Genomic DNA, 21,224 nt, shown 5'->3' on the forward strand with positions numbered 1-21,224 from the left:
CGAGCCTAGACGGGCTGCCCTGCCTAGACGTCCCGCTTCTTGATAACCAGCAGAGCCGGAATCAGGAACAGGAGGACGTAGCCGAGGAAGATGAGGCCTCCCTGCCAGGGGTCAATGACGCCGTCCACGTGTCCAATGGCCAGGAACCGGCCGCCGGCCTCGCTGGGGATGTACTGGGGAACGTACTTCCAGAAATCCCCCGGGACCAATGAAAGGAATCCGGAAGCGATCGAGAGAACAAAGAACAGCGCGACCAGCACTGTGACCCCACCCGCGCTGTTGCGCAGCAAAGCCCCGAGCGAGAGCCCGATCAGGGCAACTCCGGCAACGTAGAGGCCACCGGTGAAAATGCTGTACATCACGCCGTCGGTGGACCATGTCAGGTCCAGGTTGTAGCCACGGAAGACCGGCATGGCAATGAGGAAAGTCAGGAATGCCGCAATGGTGGTGATAACGTAGGAAACCACCACCAGGAGGAGTGCCTTCGCCAAAAATGCGGGAATTCTTTTGGGAACCGCATTCATGGTGGAACGGATCATGCCGGTGGCGTACTCCGAGGAGATAAACAGCACGGCGAGGGATCCCAACACCAAGGTGCCGATCTGCAGGCCCGCGTTAGGCAGGTTGTAGAGCTCAAACCCCGAGCCCTTGGGGAATGCACTCGTCAACAGCTCCGGAGTGACGGTCTGGCCCGCCTCCTTGGCACGTTGCGCTATCTGGTTGATGAAGGAGTAACGGATCAGGACGGCCAGCGCCCCGATTCCCACGGTGGCCACGAGCGTCAGAATAAGGAGGATCTGCGTCGATGTCAGCGAGCGGAGCTTGATCCACTCGGACTTTACGACGCCGCCAAAGGTCACCCCGCCGGTGCCTGCGGAGGAGCGTGTTGGCACGCCTGCACGGTTCTCAGTAGTGGTGCTCATGGTGCTTACTTTCCTTCCGGTGCAGCGGCGAGTGCGGGTTCACCGGACACATGCGAGTGGTACTCGACTTCGTCCTTGGTGAGATTGAAGTAGGCGTCCTCAAGGGACGACACCTGAGGCGTCAGTTCATAGACCAGGACCTGGTTGTCGAGCGCAATCTGCGCAATCTGGCGCGCCTGCAACCCGGTAACCTCGAGGGTTTCAGTCTCGCTTTGGTCCACCCGGACGCCGTCGCCTACCAGCAGCGACGACAGGTGGCTCGTCGCGGACGTCCGCACCAGGACCTTCGCCTGCTGCGCACCGGCGATGATGTCCTTGACCGGCGCGTCCGCGATGATTTTGCCACGACCGATGACAATCAGGTGATCCGCGGTTTGCGACATTTCACTCATCAGGTGCGACGACAGGAAAACGGTCTTACCTTGGCTGGCGAGGTAGCGGACCAAGTTGCGGACCCAGAGGACGCCTTCGGGATCCAGCCCGTTGACAGGCTCATCCAGGATCAACGTCTGGGGGTCGCCCAGCAACGCTGCTGCGATGCCGAGCCGTTGTCCCATACCGAGTGAAAACCCGCCGGCTTTCTTCTTTGCGACGGCGCCGAGGCCGGTCATTTCGATGACCTCATGCACCCGTGAGGTAGGTATGTTGTGCGTCGCAGCCATGGCGAGCAGGTGGTTGTAGGCACTGCGGCCCGTGTGAACTGCCTTGGCATCGAGCAGGGCACCTACCTGGTGCAGGGGATCCCTGTGCTCGGAATAGTGCCGACCGTTGACCTTCACATCCCCCGAGGTGGGCCGGTCCAAGCCCATGATCATGCGCATCGTAGTGGATTTACCTGCGCCGTTCGGGCCAAGGAAGCCTGTCACCCGGCCGGCTTGGACGGTGAAACTGACACCGTCGACGGCGGTCTTCGCGCCATAGACCTTTGATAGGCCTCTTGCTTCGATCATGGAAGCGTTCCCTCCTCGGAGCACAGTGCGTGCAGATGAGTTTTTACTGTACTCACCACGCTAGTCACGAGGAGCCCGGAAATCGCCTGTCCCAGGGATGATTCATGGGCCACCCAGGGTAGTCCTCATGGATGACCCTGAGTGGCGGTTCTACTCCGTGACAGGAAGGGGCGAGTACACCGTGAGCTGCCGTGGCCTGACGATGAACTCCGCGCTCCGCACGCCGGGCTTGGGTTCGCCGTCGACCGCCAAGACCAGTGGTTCGCCGATCGCTTCCACAACCACCCTGGTTGCTTCGGTGAGGTGCGTGACCTTCGACGAGGCGACGGTGCCCGTCAGTACGGACCACAGGAGCCGTGCACGGGCAAACGGTTCATCCGCGGTAATCATGCGCAGGTCAAAGACGCCGTCGTCGAGTACCGGACGCCGCAGGGGAGCGTGGTCGCTGGGGTAGAACCGGCCACGGCCCATGTAAAGAATCCAGAGCGTGTGCTTCACACCGTCAACCAGGAGGGTCGTGGGCGAACTCGTGGCGAAGGTCCGCAGTGACGCAAGGACTCCGGCGAGCGGTTTACCCAGGGCCAGTTCAAGCTTCTCCCGACGGCGCACAAGGTTGGGATACAAACCGATGCTGGCCGTGTTCAGCATGGCCAACTCAAGCGTCTCGGGCGAATCGGGGAGCCCGCGTTGCACCACTACATGTCCCAGGTCGACGGACGCGGCATGGCCATTGGTGACGGCCTCGATAGCGTCATCGATGGAACTGGTGCCAAGGTCGCGGGCGAAATGGTTGAGGGTTCCCCCCGGGAGGACAAGGAGCGGGAGTGAATGCTCGACGGCGGCAGCGGCGGCAGCGCCCACCGTTCCGTCACCGCCCCACACGCCAAGCGCCACAATCCCGGTCCGGGTAGCCGCGGCATCTATTTCCGCAGCGACATCCTTATCTTCACCGATCTCATGAATATACGCCTTGGGGAATACTTTGAGGAGCAGCTCACTGGTTTCGGGCGTGTAGGAGCCGCCAAGCACGTTGACGGCGATGGCCAGCCCCTCGCCGTCGGCAATGGCTGGTGCTTCGGCAGGAGTACGCCGCGGACTGGGTTCAGCAGGCCGGGCCGGCCACCAGTTGCGTGTTAGGAGCGCCGCGCCCACCCCGATCGCCGACCCCAGGACAACGTCAGTGGGCCAGTGCGCGCCAGTATGCACTCGCGAGTACGCAACTCCCGCGGCCACGGGCACTAGGGCCGCTCCTAACGCTGGAGAGACCATGCCAGCACCAACGGCGAACGCCACAGCTGATGCCGAGTGGCCGGAGGGCATGGAGGAGCTCGAGGGCTGTGGATTGACGAAACGAAAGGTCGGAAGAATGTCCGGATGGGGACGCCGACGGGGCAACAGCGTCTTGAACACGAGGTTGGTCACCCCGGAAGCAACAGCCAAGGAAAGCAGGCCATGCACGGCAGCCCTCCTCGGCGTGCCAGGGATGGTTGCCATGGCGCCTGCTATGCCGAACCACAGCTTGCTCTTGGTCGCGGACGAGGAAAGCCTGCGGAAGAAAACATCGTGGCTGCCCTGGGGCTGGCGGGACACCGCCCGGACCAGGAACCGGTCAAAAGCTGAAACCTGTTGTGGGCCCATGCCCAAGAAGCCTCGCATGCCCTTACCCTAACGCTTGGACATCACCCGCAACGGTTTGGCAGCACCGGCCAATGCGAGGGCAACCAGCATGGGTGCCACGATCACGATCAGTGCCAAGTGGATTCCGGTGTGGTCGCCGAGGTAGCCCAGCAACGGCGGACCCGCCAGGAAGGCGACGTAGCCGATAGTGGACACTACTGAAACGCGTGCAGCAGCATGGTCGGGATCATCCGCGGCAGCTGACATCCCCACCGGAAAGGCCAATGCCGCGCCGATACCCCACAGCGCCGCGCCTGCACTGCCCAACACCACGTTGTCGGCAAATACAAACAAGGACAGACCCAAAGCGGCCGCGGCCATACTGGCACGAAGGACAGCCACCCGGCCAAACCTATCGATTGCCCTACCGCCAAAGAACCTCATTCCCGTCATCGCGGCGACAAAGAGCGCAAACATCAGCGCGCCCGTGGATTCCGAGACGTTCAGGCCATCCACAGCGGCCTTGGCGATCCAGTCGTTGCCTGCACCTTCGGTGAGTGTCGCACCGAGGACCACGACGCCGATAAGCAGCGTTCTGGAGTCCCGCCAAGCAGAAGGTCCCCGCCTTACGGGGGCACCGGCGTCGTGCGTTTCCACGGGGGTAGGCAGCCACGGGAGGAAGTACTTCGGTGCTGTCAGGGCCAGGACAACTGCGACTGCCGCAATAACGATCAGGTGCTCGGGCAGGCCGATGCCTGCCTGCGAGAGGCCGGCTCCGATCAGGGCGCCAAGAAAGGCGCCTCCGCTGAACGCGGCATGGAACTGCGGCATGACGGTGCGCTTCAGGCCGTGCTCAACATCGGTGCCTTCGATATTCTGGGCCACGTCCCAGAGGCCTATGCCAATGCCGAAGAAAAACAGGGCCACTGCCGTGCCGGGAATCGATACCGTCATCAGTGAGACGGCGATGGACGCCCCGGCGACGCCGGCCACAACCCCAGCCAAGCGAACGGTGTTGGCAGGGCCCAGCTTGCCCACCACCCATCCGGCGGAAGGCAACGCCACGAGCGAACCAACAGCGGTACAGAGCAGCAAGGTTCCCATCTGTCCGGACGTGAGGCTGAGCGCGTCCGCGACAGCGGGAATCCGGGCAGCCCAACTCGCGAAGACGAGGCCGTTGAGGCCAAAGATCAGGAATGTCGCTACCGCAGCGGCGTTCAGGCTGGCGGTGCTTCTTGAACTGATGGTCATCAGCGGGCACGCTCCACGCGCTTCTCGTCCCACACTGGTTCTTCGGACTCGTAGACCTTGCCATCGGAACCGAAGATCAGGAAGCGGTCAAAGGACCTCGCAAACCAGCGGTCGTGGGTCACTGCGAGGACCGTCCCCTCGAAAGCGTCGATCGCCCGCTCCAAGGCTTCGCCGGAGTGCAGGTCCAGGTTGTCAGTGGGTTCGTCCAGCAGCAGGAGAGTGGCACCGGAGAGCTGGAGCAAAAGGATCTGGAATCGTGCCTGCTGGCCACCGGACAGGGAGTCGTACTTCTGCTCGGACTGCCCGGCGAGGCCGTAGGAGTCAAGGGCGCCGGCAGCAGACTCGCGGGGGAGGCCGGAACGGTGCTCGTCGCCCCGGTGCAGGATTTCCAACAAGGTACGTCCCAACAAGTCCGGCCGGACATGTGTCTGGGCAAAGAAACCTGGCCGGATGCGGGCGCCGAGCTTAACGGTGCCTTCGTGCGGCACCTCAGCGATGACGACGTCGGATACCGGTAGGTGCTCGCGCTCCGGATCGGTGCCTCCGGTGGCCAGCAGCCGGAGGAAGTGGCTCTTCCCGGAACCGTTGGAGCCCAGTACCCCTACACGGTCTCCGAACCAAATCTCCGTGGAGAACGGCTTCATCAGGCCGGTCAGTTCCAGTTTCTCCGCCACGACAGCACGCTTTGCCGTTCTGCCGCCCTTGAGGCGCATCTTGACGTTTTGTTCTATGGGTAAGGCCTCTGGCGGCCCCGCTTCGAGGAACTTGGCCAGGCGCGTCTGCGCCGCCTGGTACCTGTTGGCCATGTCCGAGCGGAACGCAGCCTTGTTCTTGTACATGTTGACGAGTTCCTTGAGCTTGACATGTTCCTCGTCCCAACGCTTCCGGAGTTCCTCGAAGCGCGCGTTGCGATCCGCCCGGGCCTCGACATAGGAACCAAACCCGCCGCCGTGGATCCACGCGCCGGCGCCATTGATGCCCGGCTCAAGGGTCACGATGCGACCGGCAGCATTGTTGAGCAGCTCCCGGTCGTGGCTAATGAACAACACGGTCTTTTTTGACTCATTAAGCTTGGACTCGAGCCAGCGCTTGCCGGGAACGTCCAGGTAGTTGTCCGGCTCGTCAAGGAGCAGAAGCTCATCGGGGCCGGCGAACAGGGCTTCGAGAACCAGCCTCTTTTGCTCTCCGCCCGACAACGTCGAGGCACGCCGGAACTGGGCTTTATCGAATGGGATGCCGAGTGCGGCCATGCAGACCTCGTCCCACACCGTCTCGACGTCGTACCCCCCAGCGTCTCCCCAGTCCACGATCGCTTGGGCGTATTTCATCTGGGTGGGTTCGTCGTCGTGCTCCATCATGGCCAGCTCAGCGTCCTCCACCGCCTTGGCAGCGGCCGCCAGCCCCGCTTGGGCAGTAGAGACCAGAAGGTCACGCACCGTCGATTCGTCGCGAACCTGACCAACGAACTGCCTCATGATGCCCATGTTGCCTGACCTGCCCACGGCCCCCTCGTCGGGAGTGAGGTCACCGGAAATGATTTTGAACAGCGTGGTCTTCCCTGTTCCGTTGGGCCCGATCAGCGCGGTTTTAGTACCGTCGGGGACCTTGAATGTCACACCGTTGAGCAGCTGGGTGCCGTCGGAGAGGAAGTAGTCGATGCCGGAAACGTCTATATGGGCCACTGCCCCATCCTCCCACGGCGACGTATTTGGTACCCGCTTTGATACCCGCCGAACAGCTGAATCAGCCAGCGGCAGTTAGGAACGACTTCAGCAACGGGCCGCTGGTGGTGGCACCCAAGCCACCGTCTTCCACAAAGACCGCAACCGCCAAGTCACCATGCGTGGCAACAATCCAAGCATGTGTCTTGGGTGGGTTGTCATTGCCGAATTCCGCAGTTCCGGTCTTCGCACCTACTGGCAGGCCCGGCACCTTGGCTAGGAACCCTGCATGGCCGGAGGTAACAACCGCCCGCATCATGTCAGCCAAGCCGGCGGCCTCCGCCTTGGTGATCGGTTGGGTGGATGCTGGCGAGGGTGTTGCAGTGGGCGGGGCTGTTGCAGTGGGCGAAGCCGTGGAAGAGGCGGAGGCACCGGGGCTTTGTGTATTTTGCGCCTGGGTGGCCAAAGCGTCGGCATTCACCACGAGTTGCGGCGAGACGGGAGCGCCGTTGGCCACGGAGGCAGCCATGACAGCACCGGCGAGCGGGGACAAGAGCACCTTGCCCTGCCCGATCATCGATGCCGCGTGTTCCGTGCCTTCGGCGGCCGCCGGTACCGATCCCAAGAATGCATCGGCGCCCAGCTTTGGAGCGTCCACGGCCACGCCCAAAGCCTGTGCCGCAGACGCCAACTGCTCCTGGCTCACGGTGTCGCGTTCACTGATGAAAGCCGTGTTGCACGAGTGTGCGAAGGCATCGCGAAGCTCTATGGATCCAAGGGAGGTTTCGGGGTACCCCTCGGAGTTCTTGAATGTACGGCCATCCACCGTCAGTGTCGGAGTGCACTGCACCTTGGTGTCCGGGGTGGCCCCTTTACGGAACAACGCGAGGGAGTCGACAATCTTGAAAGTGGATCCGGGAGCGTACTGGCCCAACATTGCCGTGTTGTAGCCGTTACTGCCCGGACCGGAAGCTGCCGCCAGGACTGCGCCCGTGGACGGCCTTATGGCAACAATGGCCGACGCCGGCCCGACCCCTGCCAAAGTGTCCTCCGCCAGCTGCTGCAGCTTAAGATCCAGGGTGGTCTTGACGGCGGTTCCGGCAGTGGGAGGTACCGAGAAGAACACCTTGGCCGCCGGAGCCTGCCCCGCGGTCGTAGTCGCGGGCTTGCCCACCACCTCCACGCCGTCCTTCCCGCGCAGGGCGGAATCGTACTTCTGCTCCAGCCCGCCGGTGCCCGTGGTCTCCCCGGCGCGGAGGGCACCGTTTGACTTCTGGATTTGCTCGGCGCTGGCCTGGCCCACACTACCCAGAACAGCACGCGCAAACGTGCGTGTCGGCGCCAAGGACAAGGAATCGAGGATGCTTACGCCACCCGGTATTGCAACGATCTTGGCTTCGTTGATGTCGGCGGTGTAGGCACGGAGAACCAAGCCCTCAACGAAGGCCTGGGGACCGGCCGCTGCCACTTGTTTGGCGTATTCTTCAACGTCGAGTCCCAGAAGTGCAGCCATGGCACGCGCCGAGGAGTCGACTTGGTCTGCGCCCACCTTGGTCTTGTCGATCCCTACCCGGAAAACCGGGCGGTCCTGCACGATTGGAGCGTCACCGGCACCCAGGATCTGGCCGCGCGGTGCGGGCACCGTGGTGACAGACAACGTCTCCCCATCGGCCAATTGCGGCGCCAGCATGGCCGGGTTCCACTGCACAGCCCACTTGCCGCCCGATTTCTTGAGGCTGGCCTGGGAACTGTACTCCCATGCGGCTGAGCCGATGGTCCACGTGTACTTCAGCGGGAAGGTGGCGTTGTCGCCGTCGAGCTTTACATCACCGGACGTCACGGACGGCTTGGTTCCCAAACCTTGGAACACGGCCTTAAGTTGATCATTGGCGGCGGACGCTTCCTTGCCATCCACAGCCAACTGCCCGACGTCGAGCGCTGCCAAAGAGGAAGCGAGCTGTTTGGCCGCCGCGTCCGCGCCAGCACGCGCGTCATCGCAAGCGGAGAGCGACCCTGCCACCGCAAGGGCTACAAAGCCAAGGACCAGCTTCTTCTGCATTTTGCCGATATGCGACGTTTTCCCCATTTGCGACATTATGCCCCGTTACCACGACAGCTTTATGCCAAATACGCCTTCAACCATGAAGATGACCAGACTTGCGAGCTAGCTGGGGGAACCGATGAGGGTTTGGTCCTGCGCGTCGTCATAAGCGTCACGGGCCTCCAAAATCGCAGGGACGTGGCTTTCCGCCCATTCGCGCAGCATGGACAACGGCTCCAGGAGGGACATACCTACGGCCGTCAGCTCGTAATCCACTCGCGGCGGCACTTGGGCATGGACCGTACGCGTGATCAGCCCGTCGCGCTCCAACGTCCGCAACGTTTGAGTCAAGACCTTGGGGGTCACTACGTTGACCATCTTGCGGAGTTCGGAGAACCGCACCGGCCCGTCGCCGAGGACTTGGATCACCAAGGACGCCCACTTATCGCCAATGCGCTGGAAGATCACACGCGATGGGCAGTTGGGGTCCATCACGTTGGCAGGAAGGGTGTTGATATCCACGAGGTAACTCAGTTTCTTTGAAGCTATCAGTATCGAATAGATACTGTTGTCGTATTGCAAGCATACCAACCGCTAGGAGAGCAATGAAAATCGCAGTTTACGGCGCAACGGGCATGGTCGGCAGCCAGATCGTCAACGAATCCATCACTCGCGGCCACGAGGTCACGGCCATCTCCCGCAAGGGTGCGGAGGTTCCCGGAGCTACAGCGCAGGCCGCGGACCAAGCCAACGGGGAGACATTCGCGTCCATAGCAAAGGACCACGACGTCGTCGTGCTGGCGACGGGCCCGAGCCGCACCGGCGGGGACCATGGAGAATGGCTCGACGCGATGGCCACTGCCTTCAGCAACGCCGAAGGCACCCGACTCATGATCGTCGGCGGCGCCGGCACGCTGGAAATCGACGGCGTTCGACTGCTCGACTCTCCCGATTTCCCCGAGGCCTACAAAGCCGAGGCCACAACCGCTGCCAAGGCCCTTGAAGCAGTGAAGCAGAGCCCCGAGACGCTCGATTGGACTGTCCTTGCTCCGGCGCCGGTCATCCAGCCTGGTGAGCGCACCGGCTCCTACAACGTCGCCAAAGACTCTCCAGCGGGGAGCAGCATCTCTACCCAGGACTATGCAGTAGCCATGCTCGATGAGATTGAGAGCCCCGCGCACCGGCGCGCCCGCTTCACGGCGGCAAACTAAAGCCCGAGGCCTAGCCCGGGTACCTGCATCTGGAATATGTCTTTGAGGGCATGTTTCGCGGCATGGTACCCGGGCATCCCCGTGACGCCGGGGCCGGGTGGCGTCGACGACGAACACAAGTACACGCCCTTGACCGGAGTGCGCCAGGGAACGGTGGACACAACTGGCCGCTTGAGCAAACCGCGCACGTCGACCAGCCCGGCACTGAAGTCTCCACCCACGTAGTTCTCGTTGTACGCGGACAGGTCCGCCGCCGTCGTGGTTTTCGATGCAACAACAACGTCGCGGAAGCCGGGAGCGTAGTTCTCTATGCGGGCGGTGACTGCCTCAGCCATGTCGACGTCGGACCCCGCCGGTACGTGGCAATAGGTCCAGAGAATCTGGTGTCCCGCAGGGGCGCGGGTCGGATCAACCACGGACGGCTGGGAGACCAAGACGTAAGGATTGGCAGGGTGCTTGCCCGAGGCCACTTGGTTTTCTGCCTCGGCGATGGAAGCGCGGGAACCCCCCACGTGCACGGTGCCCGCCTTGGCAAGCCCGGCTGCTTTCCAGGGAACCGGTCCGGACAGGATGAAGTCCACCTTGCATGCTGCATTCCCGAAACGGAATGTTTCGAGTGCCTTCCTGTACCTGTCAGGGATTTCCGCTCCGCCCAAGCGGGCAAGCGTTGGCGGGGCCACGTCCAGGAGGATTGCCCGCGCCGGACGGACTTGGTCGAGGGAGTCCACGCGCTGGTCCGTGTGGATGGTGCCGCCGTGGGCCATGAGGTCCTCCGCCATCGCATTCGTGATGGACGCCGAGCCGCCAACGGGTACTGCCCAGCCACCTGAGTGCGCGAGGACTCCCAGTAGGAGACCTGCCCCGGTTGCGCTGAGGGAAGGCAGTGCTGAGACGGCGTGGGCCATGACTCCAGTGATCAGTGCAGGTGCTGCCTCTTCGCGAAAACGCCGGTTCCAGAATGGTGTGCCTTGATCGAACGTGGCAAGCCCGAATCGGATAGCGCCCAAGGGATCCCGGGGTAGTCGGAGCAGCTGGTTGGACGTCAGGTCCACCACGCCCTCCACATGTTCCAGGATCGGGCCCATCAACCGCTTGTACGCCGGACCGTCTGCTCCAAGCTCCGCCGCCGTCCGCTCCAGCGATTGAAATGCCAGCGCCGCTCCACCGACATCCAAAGGCGCCCCGTGCTGAACCTCGGGCACACGCAGCTCGACGCGATCGACAAGGTCGAAAGAGCGGAAGAACGGCGATGCCAAGGCCATCGGGTGGACGGCCGAACAAATGTCATGGAGATGCCCGGGCTCGATCAATTCCGTGGTCCGGGTGCCTCCTCCGATGGTCGCCCCGGCCTCGTAGACATGCACGTCCAACCCCGCGCGTGCCATGACGAGCGCTGCGGCAAGACCATTGGGACCGGAACCGACGACGGCGACATCAACCATTGCTGCTAACCTCCGTTGCTGGGCTGCTTGAGCGGCGACCGTGGATCACGAACCGACCGATCACGAACCGGTCGTCAGCGCCGTCGAAAGGACCGCCGTGCGGGTCATCCTGGCCGCCGACCCTGATCGGGTCGTTGGATGGGTTCCAGATTTCCAACGCCACGCGCGCCATGAGATAAGCGGTGGCAACCATGTGCAGAACCACGGCCAACACGTAGTAGGACATGTCGATATTGTGCTGCGCCGCACCGCCGCTCGTGGCTTGGCCGAGATACATCCAGATGGCCGCCCAGTGGAGTCCCTCGGCCGCCTGCCAGATCAGGAAGTCACGCCAGCGCGGCCGGGCCAGGGCGAGAAGCGGAATCAGCCAGATAACGAACTGCGGCGAATAGACCTTATTGGTCAGGATCAAGGCGGCCACAATCAGGAAAGCCAGTTGGGCCAACCGGGGACGGCGCGGCGCGGCCAAGGCCAGGGCTCCAATGAAGGCGCACGCCAGCAGGAACAAGGACAGCGCCAACACGTTGATGGTCCCCGCATCGATCTGTCCGCCATGAAGCCGATCCGCAACGAGGTTGTAAGCGAACCACGGTGAGCTGTAACCGGCCGGACGGTCGCGCGTAAACGCGAAGAAATAACCCCACCCGGAGGGATTTATGGCTGCAATGGGGAGGTTCACGGCCAGCCACGCGGCCAGCGTTGCACCGGCGGTGACCAGGAACGTCCGCAGCTTGCCGGTCCGCAGCGCTAGAACGAGAATGGCGCCAAGGATCAAGAGCGGGTACAGCTTGGTGGCAGCCCCAAGGCCAAAACAAACGCCGGCCAAAAGGACTTTGTCCCGTGCGAAAAAGTACATCCCCAGAGCCAGGAGCCCCACGGCCCACATGTCCCAGTTGATGAAACCAGCCAAGACTATTCCGGGTGCCAGAGCTACCATCGCAGCATCCCACGGGCGGTGCCTATTGATCCGGGCAGTGAGAAGTACCGTGACAATCCACACCGCGACGATCAGCGTTGCGTTGACATCGAAGTAGCCAAGGACTCGGTCATCGCCGGTACCGTGGCCGGGAACCAGGAGCGCCGTCACCCCGGCAACAATTCCCATCAGGACCGGGTATTCGAACTGACTACCCTGGGTGAAGAAGGGAAAAGCGCCGTCGCCGAGGCCACGGTTACGGAAGAGCTCAGGGAAGTCCGAATAGCAGGTGGCGTAGAACTGATCCGGGGTGTGCCAGCCGTTTACCCGGCAATAGTCCTTGGTCAATACCGCCACGAGGGCGGCGACCACCGTCAGGATAATAAGGACCAACTCGATGCGGAACAGGCCGGGGGAGATCCTGCCAGGCGACGCGTGCCTCCCCAGGGGACCACCCACAAGCTCCGTGAAATTACGGAGCAGGGGGTCGCTGCGACTGGGAACCACAAAGCGGGCACGTTGAGGTTGGCTGCGCGGCTTGGTCTGCTGCATGGGTCCGAGCTTACCGTCACGTAACCCGGCATCAGCGGATGAGTCCCAACTGGTGCAAGGCAACGTAGACGTCTTCACGGCGCTGGTCGAGTAATTTGTCATTGAATAGGGTGCGTTCCTTACGAGCTGTGACGGTCTTGAAGAAACGCATGTCTTCGGGGCGTTTTCGCATAGTTCACCTCCTTTCGGGGGAATAGCCTGCATTTGGGCGCAATAATTTGAGGCATTGATCTGTAGAGAAAATGCCAAAAGGGAATAGTTCAGGACGATAATGACGGGTATTCCGCATGCCGAAATCGGCCAATATTGATCCGTGACGCAATCTGCGTGCGTTTACAACCCACTACTCAGGACGCCAGCCATTCAAGATGGCGAACACAAACACCAGGGGCAAGGGCCGGCTTAGCGGGCCAGGAGCCTTAGTGAACCAGGAGTGTGTCAGAGAGAAAAACGGCGCCGATCAGCAGCAGAGGCGGGAGCAGCATTGACGGTCAACTTCCGTCCGCTAGTCAAAGTAATCATTTTCCCAACCTCCTTCCGGCCGTAACAGCCTGCTGTGGCATTCAATCGATCGACGAATCCGAAGAATGCGCGCCTTGTTCCCGGCGAGTCGCTGGGAACAAGATATAAGCTACCTCATCCCCAAGGACTTTGACCAGCACAATTCGCTAATTTGCCACAAGTTTTTCTGAATTGTTTTCTAGAGGCCCCAACGGACAATCGCAGGTGTTCTCTTATCCCATCCCAAAGTGCACACCTTCGCGGTTCCCAGGACAAAGTGCCGCCCCTCGCGGGCGTCCATTTCGAGCCATCGGGCCGTCAGGATCCTGGAGAAATGCCCATGGGCAACCACCAGCACGTTATCCATTCCGGACTCCAGCACCCGTCCGATGATTTTGTCGGCCCGGGCAGCAACCTCGTCGAGCGTCTCACCATTGGGTACTCCATCAGTCCAGATGAGGTACTCGGGGTTGTCCTTGCGGATGAGGTCCGAGCTGATGCCTTCGTAGTCGCCATAGTTCCATTCCACCGCGAGCGGCTCGTGGACGGCGTCGGGATATCCGGCGAGCTCCGCGGTGCGGCGGGCGCGGCGCAGCGGTGAGGTCAGGACGAGATCGAAGTCAATGCCTTCCAGCACTTTCCGGGCCTCTACGGCCTGCTGCTCGCCCTCCACTGTGAGGGGAAGATCGGTCAGGCCCGTGTACTGGCCGCTCTTGGACCATTCCGTCTCACCGTGGCGGAGGATCCAGAGCTGGGGGCGTGGTGAGGTCGAAGGGTTCATGAGGGCTCCTCTGTTTCTTCGCGGTCCGCCACTGTGGATGCTGTGGACAGTTCAGTTTCGGCCAAAGGCTCGACGACGGCAGACTCGGGTTGCGCTTCCCACCAGGACAGGAGCTTCCGCTCGGCTTCGTCCGGGGCGAGCGGACCGTGTTCCATGCGTTGCTCCAGGAGGAACTTGTAGGCCCGTCCCACCACCGGACCGGGTTTGAGTCCCAGAAGCGCCATGATCTGTGCGCCGTCGAGGTCGGGCCGAACGGCCGCCAATGATTCCTGCTCCAGAAGCGCCGTGATGCGATGCTCCAGGTCGTCATAGGCGAACGACAATCGATCGGCCTTGCGCTGGTTCCGTGTGGTTACGTCCGATCGCGTGAGCCGGTGCAGGCGTTCCAGCAGGGGACCGGCGTCGGTAACGTATCGGCGCACGGCTGAATCCGTCCACCCAGCATCGCCGTAGCCGTAAAACCTCATGTGCAATTCAACAAGGCGGGCAACAGCCTTGATGGAGTCGTTGTCGAAGCGCAGTGCTTTCATCCGCTTGGCGGTCAGCTTCGCACCCACGGCGTCATGGTGCCGGAAGCTCACCGCACCGCCTGGTTCGAAGCGACGCGTGGCGGGCTTGCCGACGTCGTGCATGAGCGCGGCGAACCTCAGCACAAAGTCGGGCCCGGGAACCGGCCCATCCGGTCCCGTTTCCAGTGCTGCCGCCTGTTCGAGGACCTGGAGCGAGTGCTGGTAGACGTCCTTATGCCGGTGGTGCTCGTCGGCTTCCAAGCGCAGGGCTGAGACCTCAGGAAGAACGAAATCAGCCAAACCAGTGTCCACTAGGAGGTCAATGCCTTCCCTGGGGTGGGCTCCGTTGATGAGCTTGACCAGTTCTTCCCGAATACGTTCTGCCGAGATGATCTTGATCCGGTCCGCCATCTGGGACATGGCGAGGCGGACGTCGTCGTGAACGGAAACGCCCAGCTGTGACGCGAAACGTGCCGCGCGCATCATCCGGAGGGGATCATCGGAGAAGGAAGCCTCAGGTGCGCCGGGTGTGGCGAGCTCGGAAGAGTGAAGGTCGCGGACGCCACCAAAGGGATCAACCAATTCCAGTCCGGGCAAGCGCAACGCCATGGCATTGATGGTGAAGTCCCGGCGCAGCAGGTCATCGGTCAGGGAGTCACCGAAGGCCACCACGGGCTTCCGGGAATCGGGATCGTATGCCTCAGCGCGATACGTGGTGATTTCGATCTGGAAGCCGCTCTTCTTCATGCCGATCGTGCCGAAAGCGCGGCCGATCTCCCAGAAGTTGTCTGCCCATTTCCTGATGACTGCAATGGTCTGGTCCGGCGTCGCGTCCGTGGTGAAATCCAGGTCCGGGGACGTGCGCCCGAGGAAGAGGTCGCGCACTGGGCCGCCCACCAGTGACAGCTCGAATCCGGCGTCGACGAACCGCTGCCCGAGGTCGAGCACCACCGGGTCAATGGTGAAGTTAACAGAAGAGCTGTGCAGTACGTGCGCCATAGTTCCTTAAGCTTGGCAGATTTTTGCGCCGCGTTGGGCCACTGTTCAATGTGAAATCCGGATGCGGCGCGGCGGCGGTCTCCTGCAGTCCACCCCGTGGCCATGTCCCGGTCATCACAGGAGGGCAAGAGTCGTTAGAGTGGACTTCATGGCCAACCCGATTCCGAGCGCTCCCGGCAGGAGGACAAACGCACCGTTGCCGTCGGCAATTGGAGCGCATGTCGCCCCTGTCCCACAGCACCCGGCACAGGCCTCCCTTCCCACCGTCGAGGAGGTTTCGGCCGGTGGCGTTGTTGTTGACACGTCCGACGACGACCTCCGGGTTGCGATCATTGCCCGCGTTAATAGGGGTGGCCGGCTTGAGTGGTGCCTTCCCAAGGGCCACCCGGAAGGCCGCGAAAACAACGAGCAAGCCGCCGTCCGCGAGATCGCGGAGGAGACGGGCATTGAGGGCAACATCCTGGCACCGCTGGGCAGCATCGACTACTGGTTTACCGTCAGCGGCCACCGGGTCCACAAAACGGTCCACCATTTCCTGTTGCAGGCAACAGGCGGAGAGCTGACCATCGAGAACGATCCCGACCACGAAGCCGTGGACGCTGCCTGGGTTCCCCTTCAGGAATTGGCCCGAAAACTGTCCTTCCCGAACGAACGCCGCATCGCCGATTTGGCGCGGGAAGTGCTTCCAGAACACCTCTGAGCCGGACGCATGGGACGATATAGACGATGTCTGTAGTCAAACAAACCCCCTCGGTTCAGTCCGGAGAAGCACGTTCCAGCGCCATCATGGCTGCAGGGACGCTCGTTTCCCGGTTCCTTGGCTTCGCCAAAACATGGATGCTCGGTGCAGCCTTGGGCTTGGGCTCAACGGTCAATGACACGTTCATTAATGCGAACAACCTGCCGAACCTGATCTTCCTCTTGGTGGCCGGCGGCGTCTTCAATGCCGTCCTCGTCCCGCAAATCATCAAGGCCAGCAACGCCCCGGACCGCGGCGCGGACTACATCAGCCGCCTGCTGACGCTGGCTGTTTTGGTACTTCTGGGGCTGACAACGCTGGTGACCATCGCCGCTCCCGGCGTCATCGACCTGACCACGCAGGGGTATTCAGAGCAGCAAAAGGCGTTGGCTGTCACGTTCGCTTTCTGGTGCCTGCCGCAAATCTTCTTCTACGGGCTGTACGCGCTGCTCACCCAGATCTTGAACGCACACGGAGCATTCGGACCCGCCATGTGGGCACCGATCCTCAATAACGTCGTGGCCATCGCCGGCCTCGGAATGTTCATTTGGATCTTGGGTGCCAACGTCACCAATCCGCACACACTGGATAACTGGGGGCCCACCCAAACCCTCCTGGTGGCCGGGTTCTCTACGTTCGGCGTCCTCGCCCAAACGGCTATCCTGCTGGTTCCTGTATTCCGGCTGCGGCTGGGTTTGCGTCCCCGGTTCGGTTGGCGCGGCGTGGGACTGGGCCAGGCGGCCAAGCTCAGCGCGTGGACGTTGGCGACTGCCGCCGTCGGGCAGTTGGCATTTCTGTACGTCATGAAAATCGCCACGATTCCTGGAGCTGAGCGGCTGCGCCTCAATGATGCGGGGGAGACCACCGCCGCATCGACGTTGCCCGGCAACGCGGTCCTGGAAGTTGCCAGCCAGCTGTACCTGCTGCCGCATTCGATTATTGCGTTGTCGCTGGCAACGGTCCTCTTTAACCGCATGACGAGGGCCTCGCAGGACGGAAACAAAGCCGAACTGCGTGACGCCTTGTCCCATGGTCTGCGCACCATGGCGGTAGCGACGGTTTTCGGGGCCTTGGCCCTCTTCGCGCTGGCCGGCCCGTTGGGCATGTTCTTCTCCGGCGGCAAACCGCAGGACGGCGTCATGCTGGCCCAGACCTTGACCATCCTGGCCTTGAGCACGCCGTTCATGAGCGCCAACTTCATGATGTCCCGTGTGTTCTACGCCAACGAGGACGCCCGGACACCCCTTTACGTCCAGCTGCTTCTCGCTGTGGTGTACGTAGTGGGCGCTTTCATCATTCAATTCCTGCCGGTGGGCCAGATCATCTACGCGATCGCCATCCTCTACACGCTCGGCAACATCCTTTCCGTGGTGATCAGCGTGGTGTTCCTGCGGCGGATGCTGGGCCACCTTGACGGTCCCCGGATCGCGAATGCGTACATCAGGATGGGCTATGCCGGCTTGGGATCGGCCGTCTCTGGTGCGCTGGCACTGTGGCTTTTGGGTAGTTACCGTGCCGACGGTTTCGCATGGAGCAGCCGCCCGGCCGCCCTGGTGACGGTGGTCGTCGTCGGGCCCGTCATGCTGCTTGCCTACCTCGCCTTGCTCCGGGTTTTCCACGTCACTGAACTCCGTGACCTCCTGCGGCCTTTGCTGGGACGTTTGGGCCGCGGCGTCCCGGTCCCCGCCGGGACCTCTGCTGAACCCACGACGGCGACACGCGCCACGGTCTCCGATGACACCGGGTTGATCCCGCGCATCTCGGGCGAGTTCGACGCCGCCTCTTTCAGGGCAGGACCCGCAGTGCAGCCGCAACGCCCCGACCACCAACCGTGCACTTCCCGTCATGAAAGTGTCGAGGTTCCCACCGAGTACCTTCCCGAGGAGAACGAACCCAGCACGGCGCGGGCCAGTAGGTTCCGTCCCGAGGTTCCGCTCCCGGGCCGGCGCACGTACCAAGGTCATGCCGGACAGAATCCCTATTTTCCTTCGCGCAACGACTCCGGTGAATGAGCCGTGCCGCCAACACGGGCCGCGGGCCGCAATCGGCTAGGCTAGAAACGAATATAGGTAGTTGCAAAAACGGTTGAACCGGCCCGGCCGGCCCAGCCGTGTGCAGGACCCGCAGCTCCCGGACAGCCTAGGAGGAACACGTGTCCCACCCGATCGACGTCGGATCAGTACTTGGCGGCCGCTACAAGGTCACAGCCAATGTGTTGACCTCGCATGACCAAGATCAGGTGCTCGACGGCGTGGACCAGGTCCTCAACCGTCCCGTGAGCATCCTCGTTGCAGGCCCCGGAAATGCCGAGCAAGTTGCACAGAGTGCCCGTGAGGTAGCCACAGGGGAGCGCCCGGGCCACGTCCAGATCCTGGACCTCGGTATCAGTGAGAACACCACATACCTGATCACAAACCACAGCAGCGCTCCTGACCTGTTGGACTTGGTGGTTGCCACCAACCCGCCGTATATCGAACCGTTCTTCACCGAGACACTCGGCAGCGAAATCTTCGGCGAGCCGCGCACCTATGAACCCGAGACGTACGACGGCCTCTACGAGGACGACGAGCACGAGGCCGAGTACATCCAGTACGACGAAAACGGTTACCCCATCCAGTCGCAGCTTGATCGGCAGCCCACATCTGAAGGTGCACCGTCGGGTCCTTCGGGCAACGTGCCACCCATGCCCGCCGCCAACCCGGCCCCCAAGGGCGGGTTCGCCGGCAAGCTGGCCGCAGCCGCTGCCGGTGCCGGTGCTGCGGGTGCGGCTGCCGCCGCTGTACTAAAGAACGCCGGTTCCAAGAATCACGACGCCGGTACTGCCGCGGAAACTACGGCCGCGGCATCAAGTGCCAATGACCTTTCACCTGCTGTGGCTGCCGCGCCGTCCGCCACCGCAGAACCTCAAGTCCAGAATCCGGCACCTCCGGCCCCGGTACAGCCTCCCACCGAGGTGGCTCCGATTCAGGCGCCCGCTCAAGCAGCGCCCACCCAGGCTGTTGCCCCTGTGGCTCCGCCCACCGAGGCGGCCCCGCCAGTGCGGCCCCAACCTGTCGCCAAGCCTGCCACGCAGCCCAAGGTCTCACTGTGGTCCGAAGAGGACTACGGTTTCGCTGGTGAGGACTCTGCTGCTGCGCCAGCAGGGGGTACCAGTGCCGCAGGTGTCGCCGGCGCTGCAGGTGCATCCGCCGCGCTTGGCTCCGCCCCGGGCAACGGCCCCGCAGATTCCGGGTACGACCGGAAAGCAAGCAACTTTCCGGCGTCGGCTGCGGTGCAGACCGACTACCAAGAGGACGAGACCTACGAGGATGACCGTCCGCAGAAGGAACCCCGTTCCATGCGCTGGTTGGTCGGGGGCCTCCTGGCGGCTGTTTTGATCGTTGGTCTCATTCTCGCGGTTACCAATCTTGGAAGCCTGATGCCCCACGCGGCTGCCCCGGCGGCGACGCAAACGGTGGCACCGCAACCCACAGGAGCAGGTACGGCGAGTCAGCCGCCGTCACCGGCACCAACCGCTCCGCCAGCGCCGCCTGCGATAGACGGAATCACCCGGCTTGGCGATTTCCCCTTCGCAGCCACGTTCGACAAGGACCTTGTGAAGGCCTTTGACGGCAATGCCGCCAGCTACTGGTCGGACATGGAGTTCGCCACCGCTGACTGGGGTGGGCTTTCCGGAGAAATGCCGCTCGTTATCAAGCTCAAGGAACCTACTACCGTCAGCTCCGTGGTCTTGGACCAGCTGGGGGGTTCTGGTGGAAGCATCAGTGTCTTCACCAACGATCGCCCAGCGATGGATGGGGCGAAGCTCGTCGGTACCAATAGCTTCACGTCCCCGGAACTGACGATGCCTCTTCCGGCACCGGTTCAAACCCAGTACGTGATCGTGGACATCAAGACTCTTCCCAAATTGGCCGTGCCCAAGACCCGTTACGGTTATGGCTTGCGCCTGGCTGAGGTACAGGTCCACTAACTACAGCATCCAGCTCCACCTCGGTCATAGGGAGTCGCGCTGCGGGGCGGTCAGCCCGCAGACGGTACCCTGAATGGTGGTGGCTTTTTGGGTCCCCAAAGCAAATCGGAATATTTGGGGCCCATCAGGGGTTGAGTCAGGTGGCTGCCCCGAAAGCCGCAGCATCGACTAAGGAAGAGGTTCACGCCAAGTGAGCAGTGCAGAAAACAACGCCTCGCAGGTGCGCGACGTCATCATCGTAGGTTCAGGCCCTGCCGGTTACACAGCCGCCGTTTACACCGCCCGTGCCAACATGAAGCCTCTGCTCATTGCCGGTTCCGTCACTGCTGGCGGCGAATTGATGAATACCACCGACGTCGAAAATTACCCTGGTTTCCCTGAAGGAATTATGGGCCCGGACCTGATGGAGAACTTCGAGAAGCAGGCTGCCCGTTTCGGCACTGAGATCTTGTTCGAAGACGTCACCAACTTGGAGCTCGACGGCGACATCAAGACAGTCACCATCGGCACGGGGGAGACCTTCCAAGCTCGGGCAATTATTCTCTCCACGGGTTCTGCCTACCGTGAGCTTGGGCTGGCCAACGAAAAGCGCCTCTCTGGCCACGGTGTTAGTTGGTGCGCAACCTGCGACGGTTTCTTCTTCAAGGACCAGGACATCGCGGTGGTTGGTGGCGGCGACTCGGCCATGGAAGAAGCCCTCTTCCTGACCAAGTTTGCCAAGTCAGTCACGGTGGTCCACCGGCGCGACACCCTCAAGGCTTCCAAAATCATGGCCGACCGAGCCAAGGCTCACGAGAAGATCACGTTCGCTTGGAACTCCGCCGTCGAAGACGTTCTGGGTGGCGACAAGGTCACGGGCCTGAAATTGAAAAACCTTGTTGACGGCACCGAGACCGAGCTCCCGGTAACGGGTGTGTTTGTTGCTATCGGCAACGATCCCCGCACTGATCTGGTCCGGGGGAAGGTGGCGCTGACTCCTGAAGGAACCATCGCTGTTGACGGCCGAAGCTCACGAACAAACATCCCTGGTGTCTTCGCAGCGGGGGATGTCATTGACCCCACCTACCGGCAAGCCATCACAGCTTCCGGTTCTGGCTGCGTTGCCGCGCTCGACGTCGAACACTTCCTCGCCAACCTGAACTCCTAAGCTGCCCACACCAC

Annotated in this window: 17 protein-coding genes; 5 read left to right on the top strand and 12 right to left on the bottom strand. The window is 62.3% G+C overall.

Going from position 1 to position 21,224, the window contains the following annotated elements; genetic code table 11:
* Positions 1-23: 23 nt before the first annotated feature.
* From QRN42_RS07310 to QRN42_RS07340, 7 genes are all read right to left on the bottom strand, one after another.
* On the bottom strand, positions 24-923 hold the full coding sequence (locus QRN42_RS07310) for an ABC transporter permease (RefSeq protein ID WP_284976964.1): 900 nt from the start codon (positions 921-923) through the stop codon (positions 24-26).
* 5 nt (positions 924-928) lie between these two features.
* Positions 929-1,873 (bottom strand): ABC transporter ATP-binding protein, encoded by a 945-nt coding sequence (locus QRN42_RS07315; RefSeq protein WP_284978599.1) that lies wholly within the window; start codon positions 1,871-1,873, stop codon positions 929-931.
* Positions 1,874-2,023: 150 nt separating this feature from the next.
* Positions 2,024-3,529, bottom strand: coding sequence for a bifunctional phosphatase PAP2/diacylglycerol kinase family protein (locus QRN42_RS07320; protein ID WP_284978600.1), 1,506 nt, complete (start codon positions 3,527-3,529; stop codon positions 2,024-2,026).
* A gap of 9 nt (positions 3,530-3,538) precedes the next feature.
* On the bottom strand, positions 3,539-4,741 hold the full coding sequence (locus QRN42_RS07325) for an MFS transporter (RefSeq protein WP_284978601.1): 1,203 nt from the start codon (positions 4,739-4,741) through the stop codon (positions 3,539-3,541).
* Positions 4,741-6,423, bottom strand: coding sequence for an ABC-F family ATP-binding cassette domain-containing protein (locus QRN42_RS07330; protein WP_284978602.1), 1,683 nt, complete (start codon positions 6,421-6,423; stop codon positions 4,741-4,743). Before QRN42_RS07330 ends, QRN42_RS07325 begins: the two co-directional genes overlap by 1 nt.
* Positions 6,424-6,484: 61 nt before the next feature.
* Positions 6,485-8,488, bottom strand: coding sequence for a penicillin-binding transpeptidase domain-containing protein (locus QRN42_RS07335; protein WP_284978603.1), 2,004 nt, complete (start codon positions 8,486-8,488; stop codon positions 6,485-6,487).
* A gap of 78 nt (positions 8,489-8,566) precedes the next feature.
* Positions 8,567-8,965: a winged helix-turn-helix transcriptional regulator gene (locus QRN42_RS07340; RefSeq protein ID WP_284978604.1), complete on the bottom strand. Its 399-nt coding sequence runs from the start codon at positions 8,963-8,965 to the stop codon at positions 8,567-8,569.
* Positions 8,966-9,048: 83 nt separating this feature from the next.
* On the opposite strand from QRN42_RS07340, the gene QRN42_RS07345 reads away from it, so the two are divergent.
* Positions 9,049-9,654 (top strand): NAD(P)-dependent oxidoreductase, encoded by a 606-nt coding sequence (locus QRN42_RS07345; RefSeq protein WP_284978605.1) that lies wholly within the window; start codon positions 9,049-9,051, stop codon positions 9,652-9,654.
* Here QRN42_RS07345 and QRN42_RS07350 read toward each other — a convergent pair.
* The 5 genes from QRN42_RS07350 to QRN42_RS07370 form a co-directional block, all read right to left on the bottom strand.
* Positions 9,651-11,096 carry a phytoene desaturase family protein gene (locus tag QRN42_RS07350; protein ID WP_284978606.1) on the bottom strand — a complete coding sequence of 482 codons (1,446 nt, stop codon included), beginning with the start codon at positions 11,094-11,096 and terminating at the stop codon, positions 9,651-9,653. The genes QRN42_RS07345 and QRN42_RS07350 overlap by 4 nt on opposite strands.
* Positions 11,089-12,564 carry a glycosyltransferase family 87 protein gene (locus QRN42_RS07355; protein ID WP_284978607.1) on the bottom strand — a complete coding sequence of 492 codons (1,476 nt, stop codon included), beginning with the start codon at positions 12,562-12,564 and terminating at the stop codon, positions 11,089-11,091. Before QRN42_RS07355 ends, QRN42_RS07350 begins: the two co-directional genes overlap by 8 nt.
* Positions 12,565-12,595: 31 nt before the next feature.
* Positions 12,596-12,736: a hypothetical protein gene (locus QRN42_RS07360; protein WP_284976950.1), complete on the bottom strand. Its 141-nt coding sequence runs from the start codon at positions 12,734-12,736 to the stop codon at positions 12,596-12,598.
* A 528-nt stretch (positions 12,737-13,264) separates the two neighbouring features.
* Positions 13,265-13,846 (bottom strand): histidine phosphatase family protein, encoded by a 582-nt coding sequence (locus QRN42_RS07365; RefSeq protein WP_284976949.1) that lies wholly within the window; start codon positions 13,844-13,846, stop codon positions 13,265-13,267.
* Positions 13,843-15,354: a CCA tRNA nucleotidyltransferase gene (locus tag QRN42_RS07370; protein WP_284978608.1), complete on the bottom strand. Its 1,512-nt coding sequence runs from the start codon at positions 15,352-15,354 to the stop codon at positions 13,843-13,845. Before QRN42_RS07370 ends, QRN42_RS07365 begins: the two co-directional genes overlap by 4 nt.
* Positions 15,355-15,550: 196 nt before the next feature.
* Here QRN42_RS07370 and QRN42_RS07375 point away from each other — a divergent pair, with 196 nt between their 5' ends.
* From QRN42_RS07375 to trxB, 4 genes are all read left to right on the top strand, one after another.
* Complete coding sequence (locus QRN42_RS07375) at positions 15,551-16,054, top strand: NUDIX hydrolase (RefSeq protein WP_284977018.1); 504 nt, start codon at positions 15,551-15,553, stop codon at positions 16,052-16,054.
* A gap of 26 nt (positions 16,055-16,080) precedes the next feature.
* A complete protein-coding gene (murJ, locus tag QRN42_RS07380) occupies positions 16,081-18,105 on the top strand; it encodes a murein biosynthesis integral membrane protein MurJ (RefSeq protein WP_284978609.1) in 2,025 nt (674 codons plus the stop codon).
* Between the two features lie 140 nt (positions 18,106-18,245).
* The gene (locus QRN42_RS07385) at positions 18,246-20,063 is read left to right on the top strand and encodes an ABC transporter substrate-binding protein (protein ID WP_284978610.1); all 1,818 of its coding nucleotides are present in this window, start codon (positions 18,246-18,248) and stop codon (positions 20,061-20,063) included.
* A 190-nt stretch (positions 20,064-20,253) separates the two neighbouring features.
* Positions 20,254-21,210 (top strand): thioredoxin-disulfide reductase, encoded by a 957-nt coding sequence (gene trxB / locus QRN42_RS07390; RefSeq protein ID WP_284978611.1) that lies wholly within the window; start codon positions 20,254-20,256, stop codon positions 21,208-21,210.
* Positions 21,211-21,224 lie beyond the last annotated feature (14 nt).

It is taken from the genome of Arthrobacter sp. fls2-241-R2A-200 (genome assembly GCF_030209745.1).
GTDB lineage: Bacteria > Actinomycetota > Actinomycetes > Actinomycetales > Micrococcaceae > Arthrobacter.

Bases quoted from the DNA above. Each gene is read 5' to 3' on its own strand.
- QRN42_RS07310 (WP_284976964.1), bottom strand. From the start codon at position 923: ATGAGCACCACTACTGAGAACCGTGCAGGCGTGCCAACACGCTCCTCC.
- QRN42_RS07315 (WP_284978599.1), bottom strand. From the start codon at position 1,873: ATGATCGAAGCAAGAGGCCTATCAAAGGTCTATGGCGCGAAGACCGCC.
- QRN42_RS07320 (WP_284978600.1), bottom strand. From the start codon at position 3,529: ATGCGAGGCTTCTTGGGCATGGGCCCACAACAGGTTTCAGCTTTTGAC.
- QRN42_RS07325 (WP_284978601.1), bottom strand. From the start codon at position 4,741: ATGACCATCAGTTCAAGAAGCACCGCCAGCCTGAACGCCGCTGCGGTA.
- QRN42_RS07335 (WP_284978603.1), bottom strand. From the start codon at position 8,488: ATGGGGAAAACGTCGCATATCGGCAAAATGCAGAAGAAGCTGGTCCTT.
- QRN42_RS07345 (WP_284978605.1), top strand. From the start codon at position 9,049: ATGAAAATCGCAGTTTACGGCGCAACGGGCATGGTCGGCAGCCAGATC.
- QRN42_RS07350 (WP_284978606.1), bottom strand. From the start codon at position 11,096: ATGGTTGATGTCGCCGTCGTCGGTTCCGGTCCCAATGGTCTTGCCGCA.
- QRN42_RS07355 (WP_284978607.1), bottom strand. From the start codon at position 12,564: ATGCAGCAGACCAAGCCGCGCAGCCAACCTCAACGTGCCCGCTTTGTG.
- QRN42_RS07360 (WP_284976950.1), bottom strand. From the start codon at position 12,736: ATGCGAAAACGCCCCGAAGACATGCGTTTCTTCAAGACCGTCACAGCT.
- QRN42_RS07365 (WP_284976949.1), bottom strand. From the start codon at position 13,846: ATGAACCCTTCGACCTCACCACGCCCCCAGCTCTGGATCCTCCGCCAC.
- QRN42_RS07370 (WP_284978608.1), bottom strand. From the start codon at position 15,354: ATGGCGCACGTACTGCACAGCTCTTCTGTTAACTTCACCATTGACCCG.
- murJ (WP_284978609.1), top strand. From the start codon at position 16,081: ATGTCTGTAGTCAAACAAACCCCCTCGGTTCAGTCCGGAGAAGCACGT.